24 protein-coding genes are annotated in these 24,974 nt (G+C 65.3%); 15 read left to right on the top strand and 9 right to left on the bottom strand.

What is annotated here, in order from left to right:
* Positions 1-125: 125 nt before the first annotated feature.
* From PRtIB026_RS10190 to PRtIB026_RS10175, 4 genes are all read left to right on the top strand, one after another.
* Complete coding sequence (locus PRtIB026_RS10190) at positions 126-1,913, top strand: N-acetylglutaminylglutamine amidotransferase (protein WP_203647642.1); 1,788 nt, start codon at positions 126-128, stop codon at positions 1,911-1,913.
* 3 nt (positions 1,914-1,916) lie between these two features.
* Positions 1,917-3,662: an N-acetylglutaminylglutamine synthetase gene (gene ngg / locus PRtIB026_RS10185; RefSeq protein ID WP_203647643.1), complete on the top strand. Its 1,746-nt coding sequence runs from the start codon at positions 1,917-1,919 to the stop codon at positions 3,660-3,662.
* 181 nt (positions 3,663-3,843) lie between these two features.
* Positions 3,844-5,028, top strand: coding sequence for an osmoprotectant NAGGN system M42 family peptidase (locus PRtIB026_RS10180; protein ID WP_203647644.1), 1,185 nt, complete (start codon positions 3,844-3,846; stop codon positions 5,026-5,028).
* A 176-nt stretch (positions 5,029-5,204) separates the two neighbouring features.
* Positions 5,205-5,432 (top strand): YheU family protein, encoded by a 228-nt coding sequence (locus PRtIB026_RS10175; protein WP_203647645.1) that lies wholly within the window; start codon positions 5,205-5,207, stop codon positions 5,430-5,432.
* A gap of 7 nt (positions 5,433-5,439) precedes the next feature.
* Here PRtIB026_RS10175 and csrA read toward each other — a convergent pair whose 3' ends face one another.
* Together csrA and PRtIB026_RS10165 are read right to left on the bottom strand one after the other, a co-directional pair.
* Positions 5,440-5,625 carry a carbon storage regulator CsrA gene (gene csrA, locus PRtIB026_RS10170; protein ID WP_203647646.1) on the bottom strand — a complete coding sequence of 62 codons (186 nt, stop codon included), beginning with the start codon at positions 5,623-5,625 and terminating at the stop codon, positions 5,440-5,442.
* 124 nt (positions 5,626-5,749) lie between these two features.
* Positions 5,750-6,565 (bottom strand): SDR family oxidoreductase, encoded by an 816-nt coding sequence (locus PRtIB026_RS10165; RefSeq protein ID WP_203647647.1) that lies wholly within the window; start codon positions 6,563-6,565, stop codon positions 5,750-5,752.
* 202 nt (positions 6,566-6,767) lie between these two features.
* On the opposite strand from PRtIB026_RS10165, the gene PRtIB026_RS10160 reads away from it, so the two are divergent.
* Complete coding sequence (locus PRtIB026_RS10160; RefSeq protein WP_082337667.1) at positions 6,768-6,920, top strand: DUF3309 family protein; 153 nt, start codon at positions 6,768-6,770, stop codon at positions 6,918-6,920.
* A gap of 80 nt (positions 6,921-7,000) precedes the next feature.
* On the opposite strand, the gene PRtIB026_RS10155 is transcribed toward PRtIB026_RS10160, so the two are convergent.
* From PRtIB026_RS10155 to PRtIB026_RS10145, 3 genes are all read right to left on the bottom strand, one after another.
* Positions 7,001-8,665, bottom strand: coding sequence for a cation acetate symporter (locus PRtIB026_RS10155; protein WP_203647648.1), 1,665 nt, complete (start codon positions 8,663-8,665; stop codon positions 7,001-7,003).
* On the bottom strand, positions 8,662-8,973 hold the full coding sequence (locus PRtIB026_RS10150) for a DUF485 domain-containing protein (protein WP_110736475.1): 312 nt from the start codon (positions 8,971-8,973) through the stop codon (positions 8,662-8,664). The genes PRtIB026_RS10155 and PRtIB026_RS10150 overlap by 4 nt, the downstream gene beginning before the upstream one ends.
* A 247-nt stretch (positions 8,974-9,220) precedes the next feature.
* The gene (locus tag PRtIB026_RS10145; RefSeq protein WP_203647649.1) at positions 9,221-10,081 is read right to left on the bottom strand and encodes a glycine betaine ABC transporter substrate-binding protein; all 861 of its coding nucleotides are present in this window, start codon (positions 10,079-10,081) and stop codon (positions 9,221-9,223) included.
* A gap of 217 nt (positions 10,082-10,298) precedes the next feature.
* Here PRtIB026_RS10145 and PRtIB026_RS10140 point away from each other — a divergent pair, with 217 nt between their 5' ends.
* Positions 10,299-11,852, top strand: coding sequence for a beta (1-6) glucans synthase (locus PRtIB026_RS10140; RefSeq protein WP_203647650.1), 1,554 nt, complete (start codon positions 10,299-10,301; stop codon positions 11,850-11,852).
* A gap of 91 nt (positions 11,853-11,943) precedes the next feature.
* Here PRtIB026_RS10140 and PRtIB026_RS10135 read toward each other — a convergent pair whose 3' ends face one another.
* Complete coding sequence (locus PRtIB026_RS10135; protein ID WP_203647651.1) at positions 11,944-12,312, bottom strand: hypothetical protein; 369 nt, start codon at positions 12,310-12,312, stop codon at positions 11,944-11,946.
* A gap of 378 nt (positions 12,313-12,690) precedes the next feature.
* Here PRtIB026_RS10135 and PRtIB026_RS10130 point away from each other — a divergent pair, with 378 nt between their 5' ends.
* Both PRtIB026_RS10130 and PRtIB026_RS10125 read left to right on the top strand, forming a co-directional pair.
* A complete protein-coding gene (locus PRtIB026_RS10130) occupies positions 12,691-13,989 on the top strand; it encodes a serine/threonine protein kinase (RefSeq protein ID WP_203647652.1) in 1,299 nt (432 codons plus the stop codon).
* Complete coding sequence (locus PRtIB026_RS10125; RefSeq protein WP_050704582.1) at positions 13,982-14,797, top strand: VacJ family lipoprotein; 816 nt, start codon at positions 13,982-13,984, stop codon at positions 14,795-14,797. Before PRtIB026_RS10130 ends, PRtIB026_RS10125 begins: the two co-directional genes overlap by 8 nt.
* Before the next feature lie 135 nt (positions 14,798-14,932).
* Here PRtIB026_RS10125 and PRtIB026_RS10120 read toward each other — a convergent pair whose 3' ends face one another.
* Together PRtIB026_RS10120 and PRtIB026_RS10115 are read right to left on the bottom strand one after the other, a co-directional pair.
* Complete coding sequence (locus PRtIB026_RS10120; RefSeq protein ID WP_203647653.1) at positions 14,933-16,081, bottom strand: patatin-like phospholipase family protein; 1,149 nt, start codon at positions 16,079-16,081, stop codon at positions 14,933-14,935.
* Positions 16,082-16,225: 144 nt separating this feature from the next.
* A complete protein-coding gene (locus tag PRtIB026_RS10115) occupies positions 16,226-17,161 on the bottom strand; it encodes a lipid A biosynthesis lauroyl acyltransferase (protein WP_203647654.1) in 936 nt (311 codons plus the stop codon).
* 100 nt (positions 17,162-17,261) lie between these two features.
* Here PRtIB026_RS10115 and minC point away from each other — a divergent pair, with 100 nt between their 5' ends.
* From minC to PRtIB026_RS10080, 7 genes are all read left to right on the top strand, one after another.
* Entirely contained in the window at positions 17,262-18,023 is a 762-nt protein-coding gene (gene minC / locus PRtIB026_RS10110; RefSeq protein ID WP_203647655.1) for a septum site-determining protein MinC, read from the top strand.
* A gap of 96 nt (positions 18,024-18,119) precedes the next feature.
* Positions 18,120-18,932, top strand: coding sequence for a septum site-determining protein MinD (gene minD, locus PRtIB026_RS10105; protein ID WP_203647656.1), 813 nt, complete (start codon positions 18,120-18,122; stop codon positions 18,930-18,932).
* Positions 18,933-18,935: 3 nt separating this feature from the next.
* Positions 18,936-19,190, top strand: coding sequence for a cell division topological specificity factor MinE (gene minE, locus PRtIB026_RS10100; RefSeq protein ID WP_023631120.1), 255 nt, complete (start codon positions 18,936-18,938; stop codon positions 19,188-19,190).
* A gap of 148 nt (positions 19,191-19,338) precedes the next feature.
* Positions 19,339-19,974: an RluA family pseudouridine synthase gene (locus PRtIB026_RS10095; protein ID WP_084941741.1), complete on the top strand. Its 636-nt coding sequence runs from the start codon at positions 19,339-19,341 to the stop codon at positions 19,972-19,974.
* 162 nt (positions 19,975-20,136) lie between these two features.
* Positions 20,137-21,426: a M18 family aminopeptidase gene (locus PRtIB026_RS10090; RefSeq protein ID WP_203647657.1), complete on the top strand. Its 1,290-nt coding sequence runs from the start codon at positions 20,137-20,139 to the stop codon at positions 21,424-21,426.
* A 136-nt stretch (positions 21,427-21,562) separates the two neighbouring features.
* Positions 21,563-21,733 carry a hypothetical protein gene (locus tag PRtIB026_RS10085; protein WP_167388396.1) on the top strand — a complete coding sequence of 57 codons (171 nt, stop codon included), beginning with the start codon at positions 21,563-21,565 and terminating at the stop codon, positions 21,731-21,733.
* A 44-nt stretch (positions 21,734-21,777) separates the two neighbouring features.
* A complete protein-coding gene (locus tag PRtIB026_RS10080; RefSeq protein WP_110736457.1) occupies positions 21,778-23,931 on the top strand; it encodes a mechanosensitive ion channel family protein in 2,154 nt (717 codons plus the stop codon).
* Between the two features lie 99 nt (positions 23,932-24,030).
* Here the strand turns inward: PRtIB026_RS10080 and PRtIB026_RS10075 are convergent, their stop codons facing one another.
* Positions 24,031-24,744: a UTRA domain-containing protein gene (locus tag PRtIB026_RS10075; protein WP_203647658.1), complete on the bottom strand. Its 714-nt coding sequence runs from the start codon at positions 24,742-24,744 to the stop codon at positions 24,031-24,033.
* Positions 24,745-24,974: the final 230 nt, after the last annotated feature.

Below are 24,974 nucleotides of genomic sequence, written 5' to 3'. Positions count from 1 at the left end.
GCGGTCCCAGTCCCCGACAACCACATATAACAGATTGATCTAAAACTCTCACAAGCTACCCCGGTCCCTACCTAAGTGCCCACCTTCGCGGCACACCTCCCCAACGGCAAAACCGGTAAGGACTTATGTGCGGATTAGCAGGAGAGTTACGTTTCACCCCCATCGACCAAGCCCCACGCCCGGCGGACCTCGCCGCGGTGGAGCGCATCACCCACCACCTGGCGCCCCGCGGCCCCGACGCCTGGGGCTTCCATAGCCAGGGCGCGATTGCCCTCGGCCATCGGCGCCTGAAGATCATGGACCTGTCCGACGGCTCGGCCCAGCCCATGGTCGACAGCACCCTGGGCCTGGCCCTGGCCTTCAACGGCGCCATCTACAACTTCCCCGAACTGCGCGAGGAACTGCAGGCCCTGGGCTACAGCTTCTGGTCCGACGGCGACACCGAAGTGCTGCTCAAGGGCTACCACGCCTGGGGCGCGGCGCTGCTGCCCAAGCTCAACGGCATGTTCGCCCTGGCCATCTGGGAGCGCGACAACCAGCGCCTGTTCCTGGCCCGCGACCGTCTGGGCGTCAAGCCTCTGTACCTGTCGCGCAACGGCGAGCGCCTGCGCTTCGCCTCGACCCTGCCGGCACTGCTCAAGGGCGGCGATATCGACCCGGTGATCGACCCGGTGGCACTGAACCACTACCTGAACTTCCACGCCGTGGTACCGGCGCCACGCACCCTGCTGGCCAATGTGCAGAAGCTCGAGCCCGGCACCTGGATGCGCATCGACCGCCATGGCGAGGTCGAACGCCAGACCTGGTGGCAACTGCACTACGGCCCGAACCCGGACGAGCGCGAGCTCGACCTGGAGGGCTGGACCAGCCGCGTGCTCGACGCCACCCGCGACGCCGTGGCGATCCGCCAGCGCGCCGCGGTGGACGTCGGCGTGCTGCTCTCCGGCGGCGTCGACTCCAGCCTGCTGGTCGGCCTGCTGCGCGAGGCCGGGGTGGACGACCTGTCGACCTTCTCCATCGGTTTCGAGGACGCTGGCGGCGAGCGCGGCGACGAGTTCCAGTACTCCGACCTGATCGCCAGGCACTACCACACCCGCCACCACAAGCTGCGCATTGCCGAGCACGAGATCATCGAGCAGTTGCCGGCGGCCTTCCGTGCCATGAGCGAGCCGATGGTCAGCCACGACTGCATCGCCTTCTACCTGCTCTCGCGGGAGGTGGCCAAGCACTGCAAGGGCGTGCAGAGCGGCCAGGGCGCCGACGAGCTGTTCGCCGGCTACCACTGGTACCCGCAGGTGGACGGTGCCGAGGATGCCTTTGGCGCCTATCGCGAGGCGTTCTTCGACCGCAGCCACGCCGAATACCGCGCCACCGTGCAGGCGCCGTGGCGCCTGGACAACGACGCGGCCGGCGACTTCGTCCGCGAACACTTCGCCCGCCCCGGCGCGCCGGACGCGGTGGACAAGGCCCTGCGCCTGGACAGCACGGTGATGTTGGTGGACGACCCGGTCAAGCGGGTGGACAACATGACCATGGCCTGGGGCCTGGAGGCGCGCACGCCGTTCCTCGACTACCGCCTGGTGGAGCTGTCGGCGCGCATTCCGGCACGCTTCAAGCTGCCCGACGGCGGCAAGCAGGTGCTCAAGCAGGCGGCGCGCCGGGTCATCCCCCATGAGGTGATCGACCGCAAGAAGGGCTACTTCCCGGTTCCCGGCCTCAAGCACCTGCAAGGCGCCACCCTGGACTGGGTGCGCGAGCTGCTGACCGACCCCAGCCAGGATCGCGGGCTGTTCGACCCGGCCATGCTCGACCGCCTGCTGAGCAACCCCCACGGCCAGCTAACCCCGCTGCGCGGCTCCAAGCTGTGGCAGTTGGCGGCCCTGAACCTGTGGCTCAGCGAACAAGGAATCTGACCGATGAAAGCCCACGAGATCGCCTATGGCCAGCGCCTGCTGCGCGGCCAGGCGCCGTCCTACGAGCGCTTGCAGGCACGCCTAGCCGGCGACGGCAGCGACCCCCACGACCAGCCGCGAGCCGTGCATTGCGGCTGGGGGCGGCTGCTGATCGGGCATACCTACCCCGATCCGCTCAGCCTGGCCGAAGCGCTGCTGCAAGAGCAGGCCGGCGAGCGCGACATCGCCCTGTACGTCGCCGCCCCGCAGCAGGTACTGGCCCAGGCGCCGCAACAGCTGTTCCTTGACCCGTCGGATACCCTGCGCCTGTGGTTCACCGACTACCGGCCGGCGCGGCGCGTGTTTCGCGGCTTTCGCATTCGGCGGGCGCAAGGACCGGCGGACTGGCAGGCGATCAATGCGCTGTACCAGGCCCGCGGCATGCTGCCGGTCGACCCCGAACTGCTCACCCCACGCCACCTCGGCGGGCCGGTGTACTGGCTGGCCGAGGACGAAGACAGCCACGCGGTGATCGGCAGCGTCATGGGCCTGGACCACAGCAAGGCCTTCGACGACCCCGAGCACGGCTGTAGCCTTTGGTGCCTGGCGGTGGACCCGCACTGTACCCGCCCTGGCGTCGGCGAGGTGCTGGTGCGCCACCTGATCGAGCACTTCATGAGCCGCGGCCTGGCCTGCCTCGACCTGTCGGTGCTGCACGACAACCGCCAGGCCAAGCGGCTGTACAAGAAGCTTGGTTTGCGCACCCTGCCGACCTTCGCCATCAAGCGCAAGAACGGCATCAACCAGCCGCTGTTCCTCGGCCCCGGTCCCGAGGCCGGGCTCAACCCCTATGCACGGATCATTGTCGACGAGGCGCTGCGCCGGGGCATCGAGGTGCAGGTGGAGGACGCGGGTGTAGGGCTGTTCACCCTGACCCTGGGCGGACGGCGCATCCGCTGTCGGGAATCGTTGAGCGACCTGACCAGCGCCGTGACCATGACCCTCTGCCAGGACAAGCGTCTGACCCGCCAAGCCCTGTACAACGCGGGTCTGCAGGTACCGGCGCAGCAACTGGCGGGTAATGCCGATGACAACCAGGCATTCCTCGACGAGCACGACACGGTGGTGGTCAAGCCGGTGGATGGAGAGCAGGGCCAGGGGGTGGCGGTCAATATCACCACGCTTGAAGCGCTGAGCCATGCCGTGGAACAGGCCCGCGTCTTCGACAGCCGCGTGCTGCTGGAGAGTTTCCATGCAGGCGTCGACCTGCGCATCGTGGTGATCGGCTACGAGGTGGTGGCGGCTGCAATCCGCCATCCGGCCCAGGTGATCGGCGACGGCAAGCACAGCCTCCGTGCGCTGATCGAAGCCCAGAGCCGGCGCCGCCAGGTGGCCACCGGCGGCGAGAGCCGCATTCCACTGGACGAAGAGACCGAGCGCACGCTCAAGGACGCGGGGCTGGGCTACGACGACATCCTGCCCGCCGGGCAACGCCTGGCCGTGCGCCGCACCGCCAACCTGCACACCGGCGGTACCCTGGAGGATGTCACCGCGCGCCTGCACCCGGTACTGGCCGATGCCGCCGTGCGTGCTGCCCGCGCCCTGGAAATCCCGGTGGTGGGCCTGGATTTGATGGTCCGCGATGCCGAACATCCGGACTACGTGATCATCGAGGCCAACGAGCGTGCGGGATTGGCCAATCATGAACCGCAGCCTACGGCCGAGCGCTTTGTCGATTTGTTGTTCCCACATAGCCGACCTGTGGCCTGACAACCCCTCGTTATTTGTAGGAGCGGCCTTGTGCCGCGAAAGGGGTGCGAAGCGCCCCCAGGATTTCAGCTTCGCTGCATCTATCGCCGGGCCCGCTTTGCGGGCCTTTCGCGGCACAAGGCCGCTCCTACAAAGGCCTTGCCCGCAGTTTGGAAATTTCACCCCGACCGGAGACCTGGACATGTCCGAACGACTCCCCGAACCCGATCTCGACTACCTCAAACGTGTGCTGCTGGAGATGCTCGCCATCCCCAGCCCCACCGGCTTCACCGACACCATCGTGCGCTATGTCGCCGAGCGCCTGGACGAACTGGGCATCCCCTTCGAGCTGACCCGTCGCGGCACCATACGCGCCACGCTGAAGGGCCGCCAGAACTCGCCCGACCGCGCCGTCTCGGCGCACCTGGACACCATCGGCGCCAGCGTGCGCCAGTTGCAGGACAACGGTCGCCTGGCCCTGGCACCGGTGGGTTGCTGGTCGAGCCGCTTCGCCGAGGGCAGCCGGGTCAGTGTGTTCACCGATACCGGCGTGTACCGCGGCAGCGTGTTGCCACTGATGGCCAGCGGGCACGCCTTCAACACCGCCATCGACCAGATGCCGATCAGCTGGGAACACGTTGAAGTGCGCCTGGACGCCTACTGCGCCACCCGCGCCGATTGCGAGGCGCTGGGGATCGCCATCGGTGACTGCGTTGCCTTCGATCCGCTGCCGGAGTTCACCGAAAGCGGCCATATCAGCGCCCGCCACCTGGACGACAAGGCCGGCGTGGCGGCCTTGCTGGCGGCGCTCAAGGCCGTGGTGCAAAGCGGCCGTCAGCCACTGATCGACTGCCACCCCTTGTTTACCATCACCGAGGAGACCGGCTCGGGCGCCGCGGCCGCCCTGCCCTGGGACGTCAGCGAATTCGTCGGCATCGACATCGCCCCGGTGGCGCCGGGGCAGGCGTCCAGCGAGCACGCGGTGAGCGTGGCCATGCAGGATTCGTCCGGTCCCTACGACTATCACCTGTCGCGCCACTTGCTGAAGCTGGCCGGCGATGCTGATTTGCCGGTACGCCGCGACCTGTTCCGCTACTACTTCAGCGACGCCCACTCGGCGGTGACCGCCGGGCACGATATCCGCACCGCCCTGGTGGCCTTCGGCTGTGATGCCACCCATGGCTACGAGCGCACCCATATCGACAGCCTGGCGGCGCTCAGCCGGCTGCTCGGCGCCTACCTGCTCAGCCCGCCGGTGTTCGCCAGCGACTCGCAGCCGGCCAATGCCTCACTGGAGCGCTTCAGCCACCAGCTGGAACACGACGCGCAGATGGAAAGCGATACCCGGGTGCCGGCGGTGGACAGCCTGGTGGGCAACAAAGGCTAAGCTCAAACGCCTATCCCTGTAGGAGCGGCCTTGCGCCGCGAACGGGTCGCGTAGCGGCCCCTGGATCAAAGATCGCCGGGGCCGCTTTGCGGCCCGTTCGCGGCACAAGGCCGCTCCTACAAGGGAATTGCAAATTCACGTAGCATGCCCCCATTCCCACAACCACTGCCCAGACCATGCTGATCCCCTACGACCAACTCGAAGCCGAAACCCTGACCCGCCTGATCGAGGACTTCGTCACCCGCGACGGCACCGACAACGGCGACGACACCCCACTGGAAACCCGCGTGCTGCGGGTACGCCAGGCCCTGGCCAAGGGGCAGGCGTTCATCCTGTTCGACATGGACAGCCAGCAGTGCCAGTTGCTGGCCAAGCATGACGTGCCGCGGGAGCTCTTCGAGTAGCCGGCCTTCAGGCCTGCTGCTTCTCCAACTCCAGTGCCTTGATGCGTTTGTACACCTCGACCCGGTGCACCTCCACTTCGCGCGGCGCGCAAATGCCGAAACGGACTTGGCCGTTCTCCACGGACATTACCTGGATCCTGATGTTGTCGGAAATGACGATGACCTCGCCCACTTCTCGTCCGATTACCAGCATGCTCCGATCCTCCCGCTCAATGGAAAATCGGAGACTGCCCCGCCAGCTTTGGCCTACTCAATCCTTCTTCGGATAAATAGACATGCCCTACTGGCGAGGGTAAAAAAACCTACAGAAACTTCCCTCAATGTGCGGCTTTGCGTGCCTTCGCCCGCATTTTCACCGCCATGTCCGCCATTTCATCGTACAGCCGCTGGGGCGACTGGCATTTGAGCTGCCAGGCCTGACGCCCGGCTTCGTGGGGCAGGATCAGGAACTCGCCAGCCGCAACCCGCTGATGGATATACTCGGCGATATCGGCGGCATTGATCGGCGAGCCTTCCAGCAGTTTGCCCACCTGCGCCTTCATCGCCGGATCCGGCCCGCGGAACGAGTCGAGCAGGTTGGTCTGGAAGAACGACGGGCACACCACATGCACCGCCACCTCGACCTGGCGCAGCTCCACCAGCAGGCTCTCGGACAAGGCCAGCACCCCGGCCTTGGCCACGTTGTAGTTGCTCATGCCCGGCCCCTGCATCAGGGCGGCCATGGAGGCAATATTGATGATCCGCCCACGGCTGCGCTCGAGCAGCGGCAGGAACGCCTTGCAGCCCTTGACCACGCCCATCAGGTTGACCGCGATCTGCCAGTCCCAGTCCTCCAGGGACAAATCGGCGAAGAACCCGCCCGACGCCACCCCGGCATTGTTGACGATCACGTCGATGCCGCCGAGCTTCTCCTCGCAGGCCTGGGCCAGGGCGGTGAGCTGGCTGTAGTCGCGCACGTCGCAGCGCTGGATGAAGCCGTCACCACCGGCGCCACGCACCAGCTCCAAGGTCTCGCGCAGGCCCGCTTCATTGACATCGGCCAAGGCCAGGCGCCAGCCATCGCGGGCCCAGCGCAGGGCGATCTCGCGACCAAGGCCGGAGCCGGCGCCAGTGATCATCATTCGGTTGTGCATGGTCAGCTGCCTTGAACAGTGGGATTGGCCTGGAGTCTAGCCAGAACGCGGGCCACAGCGGTGCAGCATCAGAATGCTGAATGAGGATTCATCCACCCGGGGCCTGCACAACCGATGGAATCTTTGCCCACCGCCAACGGTCGGAACAGTAAGCGCCCAGCATTCCGAGGCCCTTGACCCTCAACCACGCAAGGACTCCATCATGACCACGATCCTCATCATCATCCTGATCCTGCTGCTGGTCGGTGGCTTACCGGTCTTCCCGCACTCGCGCAGTTGGGGCTACGGTCCTTCCGGCATCATCGGCGTGGTGCTGGTGGTGTTGTTGATCCTGTTGCTGCTCGGTCGGATCTGAGCCAGCCATTGCAGCTGGCTCCCTGTTGAACGAAAACGCCCCGGCAAGCCGGGGCGTTTTCGTTCAGGCAACAACCAGGATCAGTGGGAAACCGCCCCGCTGGCCCCAAGGCCGGTCTGCGAACGGACGAACTGCGGGAAGAACAGCGCGCGCTCGTTCTCGGCAGCCTTGGACTTGTCGGTGACCGAGAAGAACCAGATGCCGGCGAAGGCAATGATCATCGAGAACAAAGCCGGGTACTCGTACGGGTAGATGGCTTTCTCGTGACCGAGGATCTGCACCCAGATGGTCGGGCCCAGGACCATCAGGCCCACCGCGCTGACCAGGCCCATCCAGCCGCCGATCATGGCGCCGCGGGTGGTCAGTTTCTTCCAGTACATCGAGAGCAGCAGCACCGGGAAGTTGCAGCTGGCGGCGATGGAGAAGGCCAGGCCGACCATGAAGGCGATGTTCTGCTTCTCGAACAGGATACCCAGGCCGATCGCCAGCACGCCCAGGGCGATGGTGGTGATCTTCGACACGCGGATCTCGTCCTTGTCGTTGGCCTTGCCCTTGCGCCAGACGCTGGCATACAGGTCATGGGACACCGCCGAGGCACCGGCCAGGGTCAGGCCGGCGACCACCGCCAGGATGGTGGCGAAGGCCACCGCCGAGATGAAGCCGAGGAACACGCTGCCGCCCACGGCATCGGCCAGGTGCACCGCCGCCATGTTGTTGCCGCCGATCAGGGCGCCGGCGGCGTCCTTGAAGTCGGGGTTGGTGCTGACCAGCAGGATCGCGCCGAAGCCGATGATGAAGGTCAGGATGTAGAAGTAGCCGATGAAGCCGGTGGCGTACAGCACGCTCTTGCGCGCTTCCTTGGCGTCGCTGACGGTGAAGAAGCGCATCAGGATGTGCGGCAGACCGGCGGTGCCGAACATCAGCGCCAGGCCCAGCGAGAACGCCGAGATCGGGTCCTTGACCAGGCCGCCCGGGCTCATGATCGCCTCGCCCTTGGCATGCACCTTGGTCGCCTCGGAGAACAGGGTGTTGAAGTCAAAGCCCACGTGCTTCATCACCATCAGCGCCATGAAGCTGGCACCGGACAGCAGCAGCACCGCCTTGATGATCTGCACCCAGGTGGTGGCGAGCATGCCGCCGAACAGCACGTACAGGCACATCAGGATGCCCACCAGGATCACCGCCACGTGGTAGTCCAGGCCGAACAGCAGCTCGATGAGCTTGCCGGCACCGACCATCTGCGCGATCAGGTAGAACGCCACCACCACCAGCGAACCGGAGGCCGACAGGGTGCGGATCTCCTTCTGCCCGAGGCGGTACGAGGCCACGTCGGCGAAGGTGTACTTGCCCAGGTTGCGCAGGCGCTCGGCGATCAGGAACAGGATGATCGGCCAGCCGACCAGGAAGCCGATGGAGTAGATCAGGCCGTCGTAGCCCGAGGTGAACACCAGTGCGGAAATACCCAGGAACGAGGCCGCCGACATGTAGTCACCGGCAATCGCCAGGCCGTTCTGGAAGCCGGTGATCTTACCGCCGGCGGCGTAGTAGTCGGCCGCCGACTTGTTGCGTTTGGAGGCCCAGTAGGTAATGCCCAGGGTGAAGGCGACGAAGGCCACGAACATGGCAATCGCCGAGACGTTCAGCGGCTGTTTCTGCACCTCGCCGGTCAGGGCATCGGCGGCCCACACGGCGGGTGCGAAAGCGCCGCAGGCCAGGACGGCCAGGGTTTTGGCGTGACGGATCATTGCTTGGCCTCCTCGAGAATGGCCTTGTTCAGTTCATCGAACTCGCCGTTGGCGCGACGCACGTAGAGCGCGGTGAGCACGAAGGCCGAGAGGATCAGGCCGACGCCCAGGGGAATGCCCCAGGTGATCGACGACTCGGGGCTGAGCTTGGCGCCCAGCACGTGCGGGCCATAGGCGATGAGGAGGATGAAGGCGCAGTAAAGGCCGAGCATGATCGCCGAGAGAATCCAGGCGAAGCGCTCGCGCTTGGTAACCAGTTCCTTGAAGCGCGGACTGTTCTGTATCGATTGGTAAATGCTGTCGTTCATTGTTTTTGTCCTAGCAGCACAGAGTAGGGATAACCCGACTCCAACTTTATGCTGCCGCTGGACGCCAACCAGACGACCTTAGTCTTAGATGCAACGGTGTTTTACAGTTTTCGCAACAACCAAAACCCGAGTAGGGGCATTCGCGGGTAAACCCGCTCCCACAGGTAAGCCACAATGTTCAAGTTTGTGGTGATCCTGTGGGAGCGGGTTTACCCGCGAAATGGTCGCACTGGCCTCTACGGCGAGGTTACTTGCCGGTCCACTCCTTGACCCGCTCCGGATGCTTGGCCACCCAGTCCTTGGCAGCGGCCTCGGGCTTGGCGCCTTCCTGGATCGCCAGCATCACCTCGCCGATCTCATCCTTGGACTGCCACTGGAACTTCTTCAGGAACTCGGCCACTTCCGGCGCCTTGCTCGCCAGTTCCTTGCTGCCGATGCTGTTGACGGTTTCGGCGGCGCCATACACGCCTTTCGGATCCTCGAGGAACTTGAGCTTCCACTTGGCGAACATCCAGTGCGGCACCCAGCCGGTCACGGCGATGGACTCGTTCTTCTTGTAGGAGCGGCCCAGCTCGGCGGTCATCGCCGCGCCGGAGCTGGCGGTCAGTTTGTAGCCGGTCAGGTCGTAGTCCTTGATGGCTTGCTCGGTCTTGAGCATGACCCCGGAGCCGGCATCAATGCCGACGATCTTGTTCTTGAAGCTGGTATCAGTCTTGAGGTCGGTGATGCTGCTGGCCTTGACGTACTCGGGGACGATCAGGCCGATCTTGGCATCCTTGAAGTTCGGCCCGTAGTCGACGACGTTGTCCTTGTTCTTGGCCCAGTACTCGCCATGGGTCACCGGCAGCCAGGCCGAGAGCATGGCGTCGAGCTTGCCGGTGGCCACGCCCTGCCACATGATCCCGGTGGCCACGGCCTGCAGCTTCACGTCATAGCCGAGTTTCTGCCTGATCACCTCGGCGGCCACGTTGGTGGTGGCCACGCTGTCCGACCAGCCGTCCACGTAACCGATGCTCACTTCCTTGGCCATGGCCTGCGCAGTGCTCATGGTCAATACCAGGGCGGCGCCCACACTCAGGAAACGTCGTACTCTTGTAAAAGTCGCCATCAAAGCATCCCCTCGTCAGGTCTTGGAGAGAGCATCATCGACCTGCCCCCGCGCACGACCTGCTCTGTCAGCGACCTCCAGCGAACGATCAGCGACAGCACTGTGCCATTAGCGCCATGCCAGCCGAGCGGCCTGCGCGATCCTTGCATGCCAAAGGCTTGGCGCCGGTCATTTGCGGCTATCATCTAGCCCTTTGTGCTTGCCGACGGACCGCCCGATGCCCAGTAACACCCGACTGCTCCTGCCTGCTTACCTGCTCGCCTGCCTGCTCGCCCTCATCGGGCTGTGGGCGCTCTGGTACGGCCTCGGCAAGCCGGTGCACCTGCCCGATGCGGCGAGCCCGACGCACAAATTGCAGTGCGCGTCCTACACCCCGTTCGACAAGGACCAGTCGCCGTTCGACCAGCCGTTTCGCCTGCGCCCGGCGCGCATGGACGCCGACCTGGCGTTGCTGAGCGAGCGATTCCAGTGCATCCGCACCTATTCGATGACCGGCCTGGAGGCGATCCCGGCGCTGGCCCGCAAGCATGGCCTGAAGGTGATGCTCGGTGCCTGGGTCAACTCAAGCCCCGTGGACACCGACAAGGAAATCGAATTGCTGATCGCCGCGGCCAACGCCAACCCCGACGTGGTCAGCGCGGTGATCGTCGGCAACGAGGCGCTGCTGCGCAAGGAAATCACCGGCGAGCGCCTGGCCGGGCTGATCGAGAAAGTGAAAAGCCAGGTGAAGGTGCCGGTGACCTACGCCGATGTCTGGGAGTTCTGGCTGCAACACCCGCAGATCGCACCGGCGGTGGACTTCCTCACCATCCACCTGTTGCCCTACTGGGAAGACGATCCACGTGGCATCGATGCGGCGCTGGCCCATGTGGCCGAAGTGCGCCAGGTATTCGGCAACCGCTTCGCGCCCAAGGACATCCTGATCGGCGAGACCGGCTGGCCCAGCGAAGGACGCCAGCGTGAGACGGCGGAGCCGAGTCGGATCAACGAGGCGCGTTTCATCCGCGGCTTCGTCGCCCTGGCCGAGGCTAACGGCTGGCGCTACAACCTGATCGAGGCGTTCGACCAGCCCTGGAAGCGTGCCAGCGAAGGCGCCGTGGGCGGCTACTGGGGGCTGTACGATGCCGACCGCCAGGACAAGGGCGTGCTTGAAGGGCCGGTGAGCAACCTGGCGCTGTGGCCGCAGTGGTTATTGGCCAGTGTGATACTGATGCTGACGACCCTGGCTCTGGCCGGGCGTCCGGCAAGCCGCCGCGCCGCCCTGCTGCTGCCGTTGCTGGCGGCCTTGGGCGCCGGCAGCCTCGGGCTGTGGGGGGAACTGATGCGCACCAATGCCCGCTTTGCCGGGGAATGGCTGTGGGCGGTGGCCCTGGCCGGTTTGAACCTGTTGGTGCTGGCCCATGGCGCGCTGGCCCTGGCTCGCAGAGACGGCTGGCGCCAGCGGTTGTTCGCCTGGCTGGAAAAGCATGCCGGCACATGGCTGCTGGCGGCCGGATTCGCCGCGGCGGTGAGCATGCTGGCGATGGTGTTCGACCCGCGCTATCGCAGCTTCCCCAGTGCGGCGCTGCTGCTGCCGGCAGTGGTCTATCTGCTGCGGCCGGTGTCGGCGCGGCGGGCGGAGGTGGCGTTGCTGGCCTTTATCGTGGGCGCTGGAGTGGCGCCGCAGTTGTTCCAGGAAGGGTTGGCGAATCGACAGGCCTGGGGTTGGGCGGTGGTCAGCGTGTTGATGACCACCGCCTTGTGGCGCAGCCTGCGTTTGCGCAAGGCCTGAATAATGCGTTGCTTTCTTCGCGGGTAAACCCGCTCCCACAGAGGGTACTCCGCTACCCTGTGGGAGCGGGTTTACCCGCGAATAGGCCCTGTCAGGCAACCAGTGATCGGCGCACCAGCCGCAACCCCGCCAGCACCACGGCAAACACCGCGATGCTCGCGGTATACAGCACCAGCGCCGGAGTCCCGAACAGCAGCGCCAGCGCCGCCAGCCACCATCCGCCTCGGCCAGGCACCAGTTGGCAGAGCAACGCCAACCCCAATGCCCCCCAGGCAATTATCTGGAAATGTATCCCCAACCCCAGCAGCGATCGCACCTGGCATTGCCAGACCTCCCCCGGCACGCTGCACAGCCCGACCCACCGGGCATCCTCCATCAGCCCATAGCGCACGCCATAACTGGCCGCGAGCCACAGCGGCAGGAACAGCAACAGGGCAACGACCGGCCACCAACGCGCCATGCGGATCTCCAATAGCGGTAATCGAAACGTTGCATGATCGCCCAGGGGCCGCGACAAGGCAAAATCATGGCCCTGCAGCTATGTTGCACAAGACAAACGTTGTCCGGCGCGGCAACATCTTGTGCGACGAACGACAGGGCAACGGGCAACTTTGTCCGACATGCCGTGGTCTTAGTGTCCTGTCTCGGAAATAAGCTGTTCACTTTTGACGGCGTCTTGGGCGCCCGGCCGGCGTTGCCACTCCTCGCCATAGCCCTGCTATGACTCGTCGCGGCGCCTTGGCCGAACACCCAAGCCACTCGTCAAAAGAGAACGTATTTCCGAGACAGGACACTAGCCTGCGTACTGCACGACCTTGCGTTTTCCTTGGGGGACTACATGCTTCGATCTTTGCGCCTCGCCGCCCTGCTGGGTGGCCTGCTCATGGCTGCGGCCGCTTCGGCGCGGGATATCGACGCGGCGAGCTACGGCTATCCGTTGACCAACCCGTTCGAGGCGACCATCGCCACCACGCCGCCGGAACAGCGCCCGACGCTGCCCAGCGACGACGACATCGACCAGGCCGACTACAGCCTCACCCTGCGCCCGGAGCGCGAGTTCACCCTGCCCGATAACTTCTGGTCGGTGAAAAAACTGCGCTATCGCCTGGCCAGGCAGGACCACGAAGCGCCATTGATCTTCCTGATCGCCGGTACCGGCGCGCCCTATTCCAGCAGCATCAACGAGTACCTGAAGAAGCTGTTCTACCAGGCCGGCTACCACGTGGTGCAGCTGTCGTCGCCGACCAGCTGGGACTTCATGAGCGCCGCCTCGCGCTTCGCTACCCCCGGGGTGACCAGCGAGGATGCCAAGGACCTGTACCGGGTCATGCAGGCGGTGCGCGCCCAGCAGGCACACCTGCCGGTCAGCGAGTACTACCTCACCGGCTACAGCCTCGGGGCGCTGGACGCGGCGTTCGTCAGCAAGCTCGACGAGACCCGCCAGAGCTTCAACTTCAAGCGCGTACTGCTGCTCAACCCACCGGTCAACCTGTACACCTCGATCAGCAACCTGGACAAGCTGGTGCAGACCCGGGTCAAGGGCATCGATCGCAGCACCACGTTCTACGAGTTGATGCTGGAGAAACTCACCCGATATTTCCAGGACAAGGGCTACATCGACCTCAACGAAGCGCTGCTGTACGACTTCCAGAAGTCGCGCCAGCACCTGTCCAATGAACAGATGGCCATGCTCATCGGCACCTCGTTCCGCTTCTCGGCCGCCGACATCGCCTTCACCTCCGACCTGATCAACCGCCGCGGCCTGATCATCCCGCCGAAATTCCCGATCACCGAGGGCAGCAGCCTGGAGCCGTTCTTCAAACGGGCCCTGCAATGCGACTTCGACTGCTACCTGACCGAGCAGGTAATCCCCATGTGGCGAGCGCGCACCGACGGCAACAGCCTGCTGCAACTGGTCGACCAGGTGAGCCTGTACGCACTGGAGGACTACCTGCGCGCCAGCCCCAAGATCGCCGTGATGCACAATGCCGACGATGTGATCCTCGGCCCCGGCGACATCGGTTTCCTGCGCCGGGTGTTCGGCGAACGCCTGACGCTCTACCCCCATGGCGGCCATTGCGGCAACCTCAACTACCGCGTCAACAGCGACGCCATGCTGGAGTTCTTCCGTGGTTAACAGACTGCTGCTCGTCACCGCCCTGCTCGCCAGCGGCTGCGCCCTGGCCGAGGAAGTCGCGCCGCGTGCCAGCGTGGTCGAGGCCGACAAGACCGAAACCCTCACCGTGGAGGCCGACGGTTTCGTCGATCCGCTGCGTGAGCTCAAGTTCAACCCCGGTCTGGACCAGCGCGAGTTCGAACGCTCGACCCTCGCCGCGCTGAACATCTACGACCCGCTGGAGTCGCTGAACCGGCGCATCTACCACTTCAACTACCGCTTCGACCAGTGGGTGTTCCTGCCGGTGGTCGATGGCTACCGCTACGTCACCCCCGGTTTCGTGCGTACCGGGGTGAGCAACTTCTTCAACAACCTGGGCGATGTGCCCAACCTGTTCAACAGCGTGCTGCAGCTCAAGCCCAAGCGTTCAGCGGAAATCACCGCGCGGCTGATGTTCAACACCATCATCGGTGTCGGCGGCCTGTGGGACCCGGCGACCAAGATGGGCCTGCCCCGCCAGAGCGAGGACTTCGGCCAGACCCTGGGCTTCTACGGGGTGCCGGACGGGCCATACCTGATGCTGCCGATCCTCGGGCCGTCGAACCTGCGCGACACCACCGGGCTGGTGGTCGATTATGTGGGAGAGAAGGAGATCAACTACCTGAACGTGCCCGACACCGCCAGCGACCACCCGGAACTCACTGTGCTGCGGGCGGTGGACAAGCGCTACACCACCAACTTCCGCTACGGGCAGACCAACTCGCCGTTCGAGTACGAGAAGCTGCGTTACGTGTATACCCAGGCGCGCAAGTTGCAGATTGCTGAATAACGGCAACCCCGATCCCCTGTAGGAGCGGCCTTGCGCCGCGAAAGGGCCGCAAAGCGGCCCCGGCAATCTTGAGATGGGCACACATCCTGGGGCTGTTCTGCAGCTCTTTCGCGGCGCAAGGCCGCTCCTACAGGGTCAGGCGGGCAATCCCAGGAACTGACACAACTCCCGCTTCTTGGCCAATGCATCCTTGCGCCCCAGTTCGATCAGCTCGCTGCAATAGCTCGCCTCGAACAGCAGGTAGCTCAGCACCCCCGCGCCGCTGGTCTTGGTAGCGCCAGGCCCACGCAGGAACAGCCTCAGCGCCGCCGGCAGCTCGCGCCGATGACGGGCGGCGATCTCGTCCAGCGGCTGGCTGGGCGCTACCACCAGCACCTCGATCGGCGCCAGCCCCAGGCGCCGGGCGTCCAGGTGCGCCGGCATCAGGTGGCTCAGATGGTTGAGCCGCTGCAGCAGCTCGATATCGTCCTCGAGGCTGTCGATGAAGGTGCTGTTGAGCATGTGCCCGCCGATCTGCGCCAGGCTTGGCTGCTGGCCGCTGAACACGCGCTGGGTCGGCAAGGGCGGCGCCGGGCGCTGGGGGTTGCCACTGACGCCGACCACCAGCACGCGGCTGGCGCCCAGGTGCAGCGCCGGGCTGATCGGCGCCGACTGGCGCACCGCGCCGTCGCCGAAGAACTCATCGCCCAGGCGCACTGGCGCGAACAGCAGCGGGATCGCCGAGCTGGCCAGCAGGTGGTCGATGGTCAGCGGCGTGGGCATGCCGATGCGCCGGTGGCGCAGCCAGGGTTCGATGGTGTCGCGGCCCTGGTAGAAGGTCACCGCCTGGCCGGACTCGTAGCCGAACGCGGTCACGGCGATGGCGCGCAGCTGATTGGCCGCCAGGGAGTGGGCGATGCCATCCAGGTCCAGGTGCTCATGCAGCAGACGGCGCAGCGGGCGGCTGTCGAGCAGCGCCACCGGCACCTGGCCGCCGAGCCCCAGCAGGCTGTGGCCGACGAAACGGCTGGCCTGGCGGATCACCCCGGGCCAGTCGCTGCGCAGCACCAGGTGGCTGCGAAAGTTCTGCCAGAAGGCGGTCAGGTGCTGCACCGAATCGGCGAAGCGGGTGGCGCCGCTGGCCAGCTTGACGGCGTTGATGGCGCCGGCGGAGGTGCCGACGATCACCGGAAAGGGGTTCGCCGCCCCAGGGGGCAGCAGCTCGGCGATGCCGGCCAGCACGCCGACCTGGTAGGCGGCGCGGGCGCCGCCGCCGGAGAGGATCAGGCCGGTGGTTGGGGACATGCTTCCTTCCTGGATCATGGTTGACAGGTCTGGCCTCTTCGCGGGTAAACCCGCTCCCACAGGTACAGTGCCGGCCTTAGCATATACATACCCCCTGTCGGAGCGGGTTTACCCGCGAAGAGGCCGGCCCTGCTATAGCAACAGTCAGCGTTTCTTCTTGTCGTACAGCCGTGGCTCGCCCTCGGGCCGCGACTTGAAGCGCCGGTGCGCCCACAGGTACTGCTCGGGACACGCGCGCAGCACGCCCTCGACCCACTGGTTGATACGCAGGCAGTCGGCTTCCTCGGTTTCGCCGGGGAAGTCCTCGAGCGGCGGGTGCACCACCAGACGATAGCCGCTGCCGTCCTCAAGCCGTCGCTGGGTAAACGGAATCACCCGGGCCTTGCCCAGCCGGGCGAACTTGGTGGTGGCCGTGACCGTGGCTGCGGGGATGCCGAACAGCGGCACGAAGATGCTCTGCTTGGCGCCATAGTCCTGGTCCGGCGCGTACCAGATCGCCCGGCCCTTGCGCAGCAGCTTGAGCATGCCGCGCACGTCATCACGCTCCACGGCCAGCGAATCGAGGTTGTGGCGCTCGCGGCCACGGCGCTGGATGAAGTCGAACACCGGGTTGCCATGCTCGCGGTACATGCCGTCGATGGTGTGGGCCTGGCCCAGCAGCGCGGCGCCGATCTCCAGGGTGGTGAAGTGCACGGCCATGAGGATGGCGCCCTCGCCTTCGCGCTGGGCAGCCTGCAGGTGCTCGATGCCCTCGATGTGGGCCAGGCGTGCAAGACGGGCCTTTGGCCACCACCAGCTCATGGCCATCTCGAAGAAGGCGATGCCGGTGGAGGCGAAGTTTTCCTTGAGCAGGCGTTGCCGTTCGTCGCCGGACAGTTCGGGGAAACACAGTTCGAGATTGCGCGCGGCAATGCGCCGGCGCTCGCCGGCCACCCGGTACATCACCGCGCCCAGGGCGCGACCCAGCCCCAGCAGGGCGCGGTACGGCAGCTGGGCGACCAGCCACAGCAGGCCCAGGCCCAGCCACAGGCCCCAGAATCGCGGGTGGAGGAAAGAGGATCGAAAACGCGGGCGTTCCATTGAAGCTTCCGGCAAGACATGAGCCCGGCATTCTACATCGGTTGCGGGCAATCGGTCTTATCGCTATAAGTCAGGGCACTTTTTTCGCAACAAGCCGTCTATGCAGACCATGAGCCCCAACCAGACACCCGACAACGCCCCCGTGTTCCAGCTCAAGGGCAGCATGCTTGCCATCACCGTGCTGGAACTGGCGCGCAACGACCTCGAATCCCTCGACCGCCAGCTGGCGGCGAAGGTGGCGCAGGCGCCGAATTTCTTCAGCAACACCCCGCTGGTGCTGGCCCTGGACAAGCTGCCCCATGACTCGGGCGCCATCGACCTGCCCGGGCTGATGCGCATCTGCCGTCATCATGGCCTGCGCACCCTGGCGATCCGTGCCAGCCGCATCGAGGACATCGCCGCGGCGATCGCCATCGACCTGCCGGTGCTGCCGCCGTCCGGGGCCCGCGAACGCCCGCTGGAACCCGAGCCGGAAGTGAAGACGCCCGAGCCTGCACCCGCTCCACCAGCGGCACCGGCCGAACCCGAGGTACGCCCGACGCGGATCATCACCTCGACCGTGCGCGGCGGCCAGCAGATCTACGCCCAGGGCGGCGACCTCGTGGTCACGGGCTCCGTCAGCCCCGGCGCGGAACTTCTCGCCGATGGCAACATCCATGTGTACGGCGCCATGCGCGGCCGTGCCTTGGCCGGTATCAAGGGCAATACCAAGGCGCGCATCTTCTGCCTGCAGATGACCGCGGAAATGGTCTCGATCGCCGGCCAGTACAAAGTCTGCGAAGACCTGCGCCGCGACCCGCTGTGGGGATCGGGCGTGCAGGTCAGCCTGTCCGGCGACGTGTTGAACATCACCCGTCTTTAACGGATACTTGCCGGCATTTTTAGCGCAACTTTTTTCCAGTTGCCGTTTTTTGTATTTGCAGGGACGCCTGTCCCGATTATTTAGGGGTGAAACACCTTGGCCAAGATTCTCGTGGTTACTTCCGGCAAGGGGGGTGTGGGCAAGACCACCACCAGCGCCGCTATCGGTACCGGCCTCGCGCTGCGCGGGCACAAGACTGTCATCGTCGACTTCGACGTCGGCCTGCGTAACCTCGACCTGATCATGGGCTGCGAACGCCGCGTGGTGTACGACTTCGTCAACGTGGTCAATGGCGAAGCCAACCTGCAACAGGCCCTGATCAAGGACAAGCGCCTCGAGAACCTGTTCGTCCTGGCCGCCAGCCAGACCCGCGACAAGGACGCCCTGACCAAGGAAGGCGTCGAAAAGGTCCTGATGGAGCTCAAGGAGCAGTTCGAGTTCGTGGTCTGCGACTCGCCGGCCGGTATCGAAAAAGGTGCTCACCTGGCGATGTACTTCGCCGACGAAGCCATTGTCGTGACCAACCCGGAAGTCTCGTCGGTGCGTGACTCCGACCGCATGATCGGCCTGCTGTCCAGCAAGTCGCGCCGTGCCGAGCAAGGTGACGACCCGATCAAGGAACACCTGCTGATCACCCGCTATCACCCGGAGCGCGTCGAGAAAGGCGAAATGCTTGGCGTCGAAGACGTCAAGGAAATCCTCTCGGTCGAATTGCTGGGTGTGATTCCCGAATCCCAAGCCGTACTCAAGGCCTCCAACCAGGGCATCCCGGTCATCCTTGACGACCAGAGCGATGCCGGCCAGGCCTACAGCGACACCGTCGACCGCCTGCTGGGCAAGCCAAAGCCGCTGCGGTTCATCGAAGTGCCGAAGCAAGGATTCTTCGCGCGCCTGTTTGGAGGCAAATAAACCATGAACCTTTTTGACTTCTTTCGTGGCAGACAGAAACAGAGCAGCGCGTCGGTAGCGAAAGAGCGTCTACAGATCATCGTGGCGCACGAGCGTGGCCAGCGCAGCACCCCGGACTACCTGCCAGCCTTGCAGAAGGAGCTGGTCGAGGTGATCCGCAAGTACGTCAATATCGGCAACGATGACGTGCAGATCGAGCTGGAAAATCAGGGCAGTTGCTCGATTCTGGAACTGAACATCACTTTGCCTGATCGCTGATTCAAGCACTTCCGGCTGATCCTGGGGCTGCCTTGCAGCCCTTTCGCGGCACAAGGCCGCTCCTACACAGGCCCTGCCCCCCTGTAGGAGCGGCCTTGTGCCGCGAAAGGGCCGCAAAGCGGCCCCGATTGTCTATAGAGAACCTGCAATGCCGCTGTCGAACATCCAGATCCTTCACGAAGACGCCGCCATCCTGGTGATCAACAAGCCGACCCTGCTGTTGTCGGTGCCGGGCCGCGCCGAGGACAACAAGGACTGCCTGATCACCCGCCTGCAGGAAAACGGCTACCCGGATGCCCTGATCGTCCACCGCCTGGACTGGGAAACCTCGGGGATCATCCTGCTCGCCCGCGACGCCGACAGCCACCGCGAGCTGTCGCGCCAGTTCCACGACCGCGAGACGGAAAAGGCCTATACCGCGCTGTGCTGGGGCCAACCGACCCTGGACAGCGGCAGCATCGACCTGCCGCTGCGCTACGACCCGCCGACCAAGCCGCGTCATGTGGTCGACCATGAACAGGGCAAGCACGCCCTGACCTTCTGGCGCATCGTCGAGCGCTGTGGCGATCATTGCCGGGTCGAGCTGACACCGATCACCGGACGCTCGCACCAGTTGCGCGTGCACATGCTGTCGATCGGCCACCCGCTGCTGGGCGACCGGCTGTACGCCAACCCCGAGGCGCTGGCGGCCCATGAGCGGCTGTGCCTGCATGCGTCGATGCTGAGCTTTACCCATCCGGTTTCGGGTGAGCGGTTGAAGTTCGAGTGTCCGGCACCGTTCTGATCCATCGGCGCTGGATTCTTCGCGGGTAAACCCGCTCCCACAGGAGAGTGCCTAACTTGAAATCTGCGCGGCAGCTGTGGGAGCGGGTTTACCCGCGAAGAGGCCGACACAAATTTTCGAGTATTTACGCTAAACTCGCGCCACTGCTGTCTGGAGTGACTTATGCGCGATGCCCTGAACGCCGGCCTGATCGAATTCCTCAAGGCCTCCCCGACGCCCTTCCATGCCACCGCCAGCCTCGCGCAGCGCCTCGAGGCCGCCGGTTACCAGCGCCTGGACGAACGCGACAGCTGGGCCACCGTGCCCGGTGGTCGCTACTACGTGACCCGCAACGATTCCTCGATCATCGCCATCAAGCTCGGCAAGCTCTCGCCGCTGCTGGGCGGCATCCGCATGGTCGGCGCCCACACCGACAGCCCGTGCCTGCGGGTCAAGCCGCAGCCCGAGCTGCAACGCCAGGGCTTCCTGCAACTGGGCGTGGAAGTGTACGGCGGCGCCCTGCTCGCGCCCTGGTTCGACCGCGACCTGTCGCTGGCAGGGCGGGTCACCTTCCGCCGTGACGGCAAGGTCGAGAGCCAGCTGATCGACTTCAAGCTGCCGATCGCGGTGATCCCGAACCTGGCGATCCACCTCAACCGCACCGCCAACGAAGGCTGGCAGATCAACCCGCAGACCGAGCTGCCGCCGATCCTGGCCCAGGTGGCCGGCGACGAGCGCATCGACTTCCGCGCCCTGCTCACCGAGCAGCTGGCCCGCGAGCACGACCTCAATGCCGACGTGGTGCTGGACTACGAGCTGAGCTTCTACGACACCCAGGACGCCGCGCTGATCGGCCTGAACGGCGATTTCATCGCCGCCGCCCGCCTGGACAACCTGCTGTCATGCTATGCCGGCCTGCAGGCCTTGCTGGGTGCCGACAGCGACGAGACCTGCGTGCTGGTGTGCAACGACCACGAGGAAGTCGGCTCGTGCTCGGCCTGCGGCGCCGACGGCCCGATGCTCGAGCAGACCCTGCAGCGCCTGCTGCCCGAGGGCGACGAATACGTGCGCACCATCCAGCGCTCGCTGATGGTCTCGGCCGACAACGCCCACGGCGTGCACCCCAACTACGCCGACAAGCACGACGGCAACCACGGTCCCAAGCTCAACGCCGGCCCCGTGATCAAGGTCAACAACAACCAGCGCTACGCCACCAACAGCGAAACCGCCGGTTTCTTCCGCCACCTGTGCATGGCCGAGGAAGTACCGGTGCAGAGCTTCGTGGTGCGCAGCGACATGGGCTGCGGCTCGACCATAGGCCCGATCACCGCCAGCCACCTGGGCGTGCGCACGGTCGACATCGGCCTGCCGACCTTCGCCATGCACTCGATCCGCGAGCTGTGCGGCAGCCATGACCTGGCACACCTGGTGAAGGTGCTCAGCGCGTTCTACCGCAGTCGCGAACTGCCCTGACGGCCAGCCCGCTCCCAAACGGACCTGTGGGAGCGGGCTTGCCCCGCGATTCGGTAGTCACCTGCCCCCGATCAATCCGCTGCGCTTGCAAAGCGCTATGCTTGATACATGGCCCCAAAACAGAAGGATGCTGTCCATGTCATCGCCGTTCCTGTCCCTGTTCGTGCCGGTGTTCCTGTTCCTGATGCTGCTGACCATCGGCTTCAGCCTGCGTGAGCGCAATGTCGGCGTGCTGATGATGTGGATCGGCACCCTCGGCATCTTCGGCCTCACCTGCTGGAAGATCCTCGAGAAACTGCCGTCGTAAACCACTACACTCGGGCAAACGTTTGACCTGAGGTAGAGTTTCCGGTGCCAGCCCTCCTGCGTTGCATCACGCTGCTGTTCCTGCTGTTCGTCACCCCGGTGCACGCCGCCGGCCTGCCGGGCCTGCTCGGCTCCAGCACACCCGCCCAGCCCGAAGCCAGCGAACCGCTGGGCAAGTCGCTGGACGAGGTGATCAAGAACCTGGAGAACGACCAGCAACGGGCCAAGCTGCTGGCCGACCTGAAGAAGCTGCGCGACGCCACCAAACAATCGCAACCCACCGTCGAGCAGGGCGTGCTCGGGCTGATCGGCGGCGCCCTGCACGATTTCGAGCAGCAGTTCAGCGGCGATGCCAGCCCGTTCAAGCGCTGGTCGCTGGAAATCGACCAGGCGCAGGACGAGCTGGCCGCGCTGGTGGTGCCGGTGCACCAGTGGCCGGCGATCCTGTTCGGCTTTGCCGGGGTGATCCTGGTCTGGAGCCTGTTGGCCTACACCTTCAACTGGATCGGCCACCGCGTGCGCCTGCGCTTCGGCCTGACCGAAGAATTGCCCCAGCACCCGCGTACCTGGGACCTGGTGCGCTTCGCCCTGCGCAAGCTGGGACCGTGGCTGGTGGCGCTGGTGTTCACCGTGTACCTGAGCTTCGCCCTGCCCTCCTCGCTGGGCAAGTCGATGGCCATGGTGCTGGCCTACGCGCTGGTGGTCGGCACGCTGTTCTCGGCGATCTGCGTGATCGCCTTCTCGCTGCTCGACGGCCCGCATCGCCACCGCGCCCTGCACATCCTGCGCCACCAGGCATTCCGCCCGCTGTGGCTGATCGGCAGCTTCGCCGCGTTCGGCGAGGCGATGAGCGACCCGCGCCTGACCACCGCGCTGGGCAGCCACCTGGCCCACGCCCTGGCCACCCTGGCCAATGTCGTCGCCGCGCTGTGCACCGGGCTGTTCATCCTGCGCTTTCGCCGCCCGATCGCCCACCTGATCCGCAACCAGCCCCTGTCCCGACGACTGACCCGGCGCACCCTGAGCGACACCATCGAGCTGCTCGGCAGTTTCTGGTACGTCCCGGCGCTGATCCTGGTGGCGATCTCGCTGTTCGCCACCTTCGTCTCCGCCGGCGACACCAGCACCGCCCTGCGCCAATCGCTGATGTGCACGGTGCTGGTGGTGGTGTGCATGGTGCTCAACGGCCTGGTCCGACGCCACGCCGCCAAGCCCAGGCGCGCCAACAAGCGCCAGGCGGTCTACACCGAACGCCTGCGCAACTTCGGCTACGTGCTGGTGCACCTGTTCATCTGGCTGGTGTTCATCGAACTGGGCCTGCGTGTGTGGGGTCGCTCGATGATCAGCTTCGCCGAAGGCGACGGCCATGAGGTCAGCCTGCGCCTGCTGGGCCTGGCCGGCACGCTGATCGTCGCCTGGCTGGTGTGGATCCTCGCCGACACCGCCGTGCACCATGCCCTGGTGCGCTCGCGCCGGGGCATGGCCAACGCCCGGGCGCAGACCATGATGCCGCTGATCCGCAACGTGATGTTCGTGGTGATCTTCATCATCGCGGTGATCGTCGCCCTGGCCAACATGGGCATGAACGTCACCCCGCTGCTGGCCGGTGCCGGCGTCATCGGCCTGGCCATCGGTTTCGGCGCCCAGTCGCTGGTGGCCGACCTGATCACCGGGCTGTTCATCATCATCGAGGACTCGCTGGCGATCGACGACTACGTCGACGTCGGCGGCCACCTGGGCACGGTCGAGGGCCTGACCATCCGCACCGTGCGCCTGCGGGACATCGACGGCATCGTGCACACCATCCCGTTCAGCGAGATCAAGAGCATCAAGAACTACTCGCGGGAGTTCGGCTATGCGATCTTCCGCGTGGCCATTCCGCACAGCATGAACATCGACCAGGCCATCACGCTGATCCGCGAAGTGGGGCAGAAGTTGCGCAACGACCCGCTGATGCGCCGCAACATCTGGTCGCCGCTGGAGCTGCAGGGGGTGGAGAGTTTCGAGTCGGGTTCGGCGATCCTGCGGGCGCGGTTCAAGACTGCGCCGATCAAGCAGTGGGAGGTGTCGCGGGCGTTCAACCTGGCGTTGAAGCGGCAGCTGGACGAGGCGGGGCTGGACCTGGCGACGCCGCGGTTGTCGGTGCAGGTGGTGACGGCCGGAGGGGGCCAGATGGCGGAAACCGGGTCCTCCAGTTAGGGCCCTTTCGCGGGTAAACCCGCTCCCACAGGATTGCCACACATTCGAAAATTGTGGGGTCCCTGTGGGAGCGGGTTTACCCGCGAAGAATCCAACACCTTATCCCGCCTGGGCACGGATGCGGATCGCATCGTGGCGCCAATATTCCAGGTCACAGTCGATCAGATGCCCATGCTGGTCGCTGTTGACCCGGGTGATATGCAAGCCCGGACTGCCCGCCGAAACCTTCAACGCCCCCGCCGCCGCCACCGGCAACGCGGTCGGCAGGATCTCGAAGCACACCTGCCCATAGTGAATGGCGTACTCCCGCGCATAGATCTCGGTCAGCGACCGGGCCAGGTCCAGCTCAAGAATCTTCGGGAAGTAGCGCGGGTTGAGGTAGTGCTCGGCATACAGCACCGCCCTGCCGTCAATGCGCCGCAGACGGCAGATCCGCACCACGCTGGACAACGCCGGCAGGCGCAGGCGCGCGCAGATCGACGCCGAGGCCGGCTGCAGGCGCGCCGACAACAACTCGGTGCTCGGTACCCGCCCCTGGTCGCGGACCATCGCATGGAAATGGCTGCGCTCGATCAGGTCGTAGGTCAGCCGCTCGGGCGCGACGAACCAGCCACGGCGCTCCTCGCGGTAGATCAGCCCCTGGGCCTCCAGCTGCACCAGCGCCTCGCGCAGGGTGATGCGCGTGGTGTCGAACACTTCGCTGAGCCTGCGCTCGGCCGGCAGCTTGCCGCCGGGGGCCAGCAGGCCGTGTTCGATCTGCTCCTGCAGGGCATGGCAGATGGCTGTTACCGCGCGCGGTGGCGTCGCTTGCATCAAAGGTTACCTATCTGGACTAGTCCAGCCCCATAACAGGGCATGTGGCGATGGCTACAAGCCTAGGCATGGCTGATGAACATCCTGTGACAAAGCCTCGCCCAGGGACTTGCCAGATCCGGGCCAGGCCACGCGATTCAAGGCTTTCGATGTGGTCTACGCTGTATTCCCAGAGCCATCGGCCTGCCACCCGCGCCCTCTCCTTACATCAAACTGTCACGCAACAGGCC

The organism is Pseudomonas sp. RtIB026, assembly GCF_016861355.2.
In the GTDB taxonomy this organism is placed as follows: domain Bacteria; phylum Pseudomonadota; class Gammaproteobacteria; order Pseudomonadales; family Pseudomonadaceae; genus Aquipseudomonas; species Aquipseudomonas peradeniyensis.
Note: the sequence above shows the minus strand (reverse complement) of the source record. Positions and strands in the feature narration are given on the sequence as shown.

Bases quoted from the DNA above. Each gene is read 5' to 3' on its own strand.
- PRtIB026_RS10190 (WP_203647642.1), top strand. From the start codon at position 126: ATGTGCGGATTAGCAGGAGAGTTACGTTTCACCCCCATCGACCAAGCC.
- ngg (WP_203647643.1), top strand. From the start codon at position 1,917: ATGAAAGCCCACGAGATCGCCTATGGCCAGCGCCTGCTGCGCGGCCAG.
- PRtIB026_RS10180 (WP_203647644.1), top strand. From the start codon at position 3,844: ATGTCCGAACGACTCCCCGAACCCGATCTCGACTACCTCAAACGTGTG.
- PRtIB026_RS10175 (WP_203647645.1), top strand. From the start codon at position 5,205: ATGCTGATCCCCTACGACCAACTCGAAGCCGAAACCCTGACCCGCCTG.
- csrA (WP_203647646.1), bottom strand. From the start codon at position 5,625: ATGCTGGTAATCGGACGAGAAGTGGGCGAGGTCATCGTCATTTCCGAC.
- PRtIB026_RS10165 (WP_203647647.1), bottom strand. From the start codon at position 6,565: ATGCACAACCGAATGATGATCACTGGCGCCGGCTCCGGCCTTGGTCGC.
- PRtIB026_RS10160 (WP_082337667.1), top strand. From the start codon at position 6,768: ATGACCACGATCCTCATCATCATCCTGATCCTGCTGCTGGTCGGTGGC.
- PRtIB026_RS10155 (WP_203647648.1), bottom strand. From the start codon at position 8,665: ATGATCCGTCACGCCAAAACCCTGGCCGTCCTGGCCTGCGGCGCTTTC.
- PRtIB026_RS10150 (WP_110736475.1), bottom strand. From the start codon at position 8,973: ATGAACGACAGCATTTACCAATCGATACAGAACAGTCCGCGCTTCAAG.
- PRtIB026_RS10145 (WP_203647649.1), bottom strand. From the start codon at position 10,081: ATGGCGACTTTTACAAGAGTACGACGTTTCCTGAGTGTGGGCGCCGCC.
- PRtIB026_RS10140 (WP_203647650.1), top strand. From the start codon at position 10,299: ATGCCCAGTAACACCCGACTGCTCCTGCCTGCTTACCTGCTCGCCTGC.
- PRtIB026_RS10135 (WP_203647651.1), bottom strand. From the start codon at position 12,312: ATGGCGCGTTGGTGGCCGGTCGTTGCCCTGTTGCTGTTCCTGCCGCTG.
- PRtIB026_RS10130 (WP_203647652.1), top strand. From the start codon at position 12,691: ATGCTTCGATCTTTGCGCCTCGCCGCCCTGCTGGGTGGCCTGCTCATG.
- PRtIB026_RS10120 (WP_203647653.1), bottom strand. From the start codon at position 16,081: ATGTCCCCAACCACCGGCCTGATCCTCTCCGGCGGCGGCGCCCGCGCC.
- PRtIB026_RS10115 (WP_203647654.1), bottom strand. From the start codon at position 17,161: ATGGAACGCCCGCGTTTTCGATCCTCTTTCCTCCACCCGCGATTCTGG.
- minC (WP_203647655.1), top strand. From the start codon at position 17,262: ATGCAGACCATGAGCCCCAACCAGACACCCGACAACGCCCCCGTGTTC.
- minE (WP_023631120.1), top strand. From the start codon at position 18,936: ATGAACCTTTTTGACTTCTTTCGTGGCAGACAGAAACAGAGCAGCGCG.
- PRtIB026_RS10095 (WP_084941741.1), top strand. From the start codon at position 19,339: ATGCCGCTGTCGAACATCCAGATCCTTCACGAAGACGCCGCCATCCTG.
- PRtIB026_RS10090 (WP_203647657.1), top strand. From the start codon at position 20,137: ATGCGCGATGCCCTGAACGCCGGCCTGATCGAATTCCTCAAGGCCTCC.
- PRtIB026_RS10085 (WP_167388396.1), top strand. From the start codon at position 21,563: ATGTCATCGCCGTTCCTGTCCCTGTTCGTGCCGGTGTTCCTGTTCCTG.
- PRtIB026_RS10075 (WP_203647658.1), bottom strand. From the start codon at position 24,744: ATGCAAGCGACGCCACCGCGCGCGGTAACAGCCATCTGCCATGCCCTG.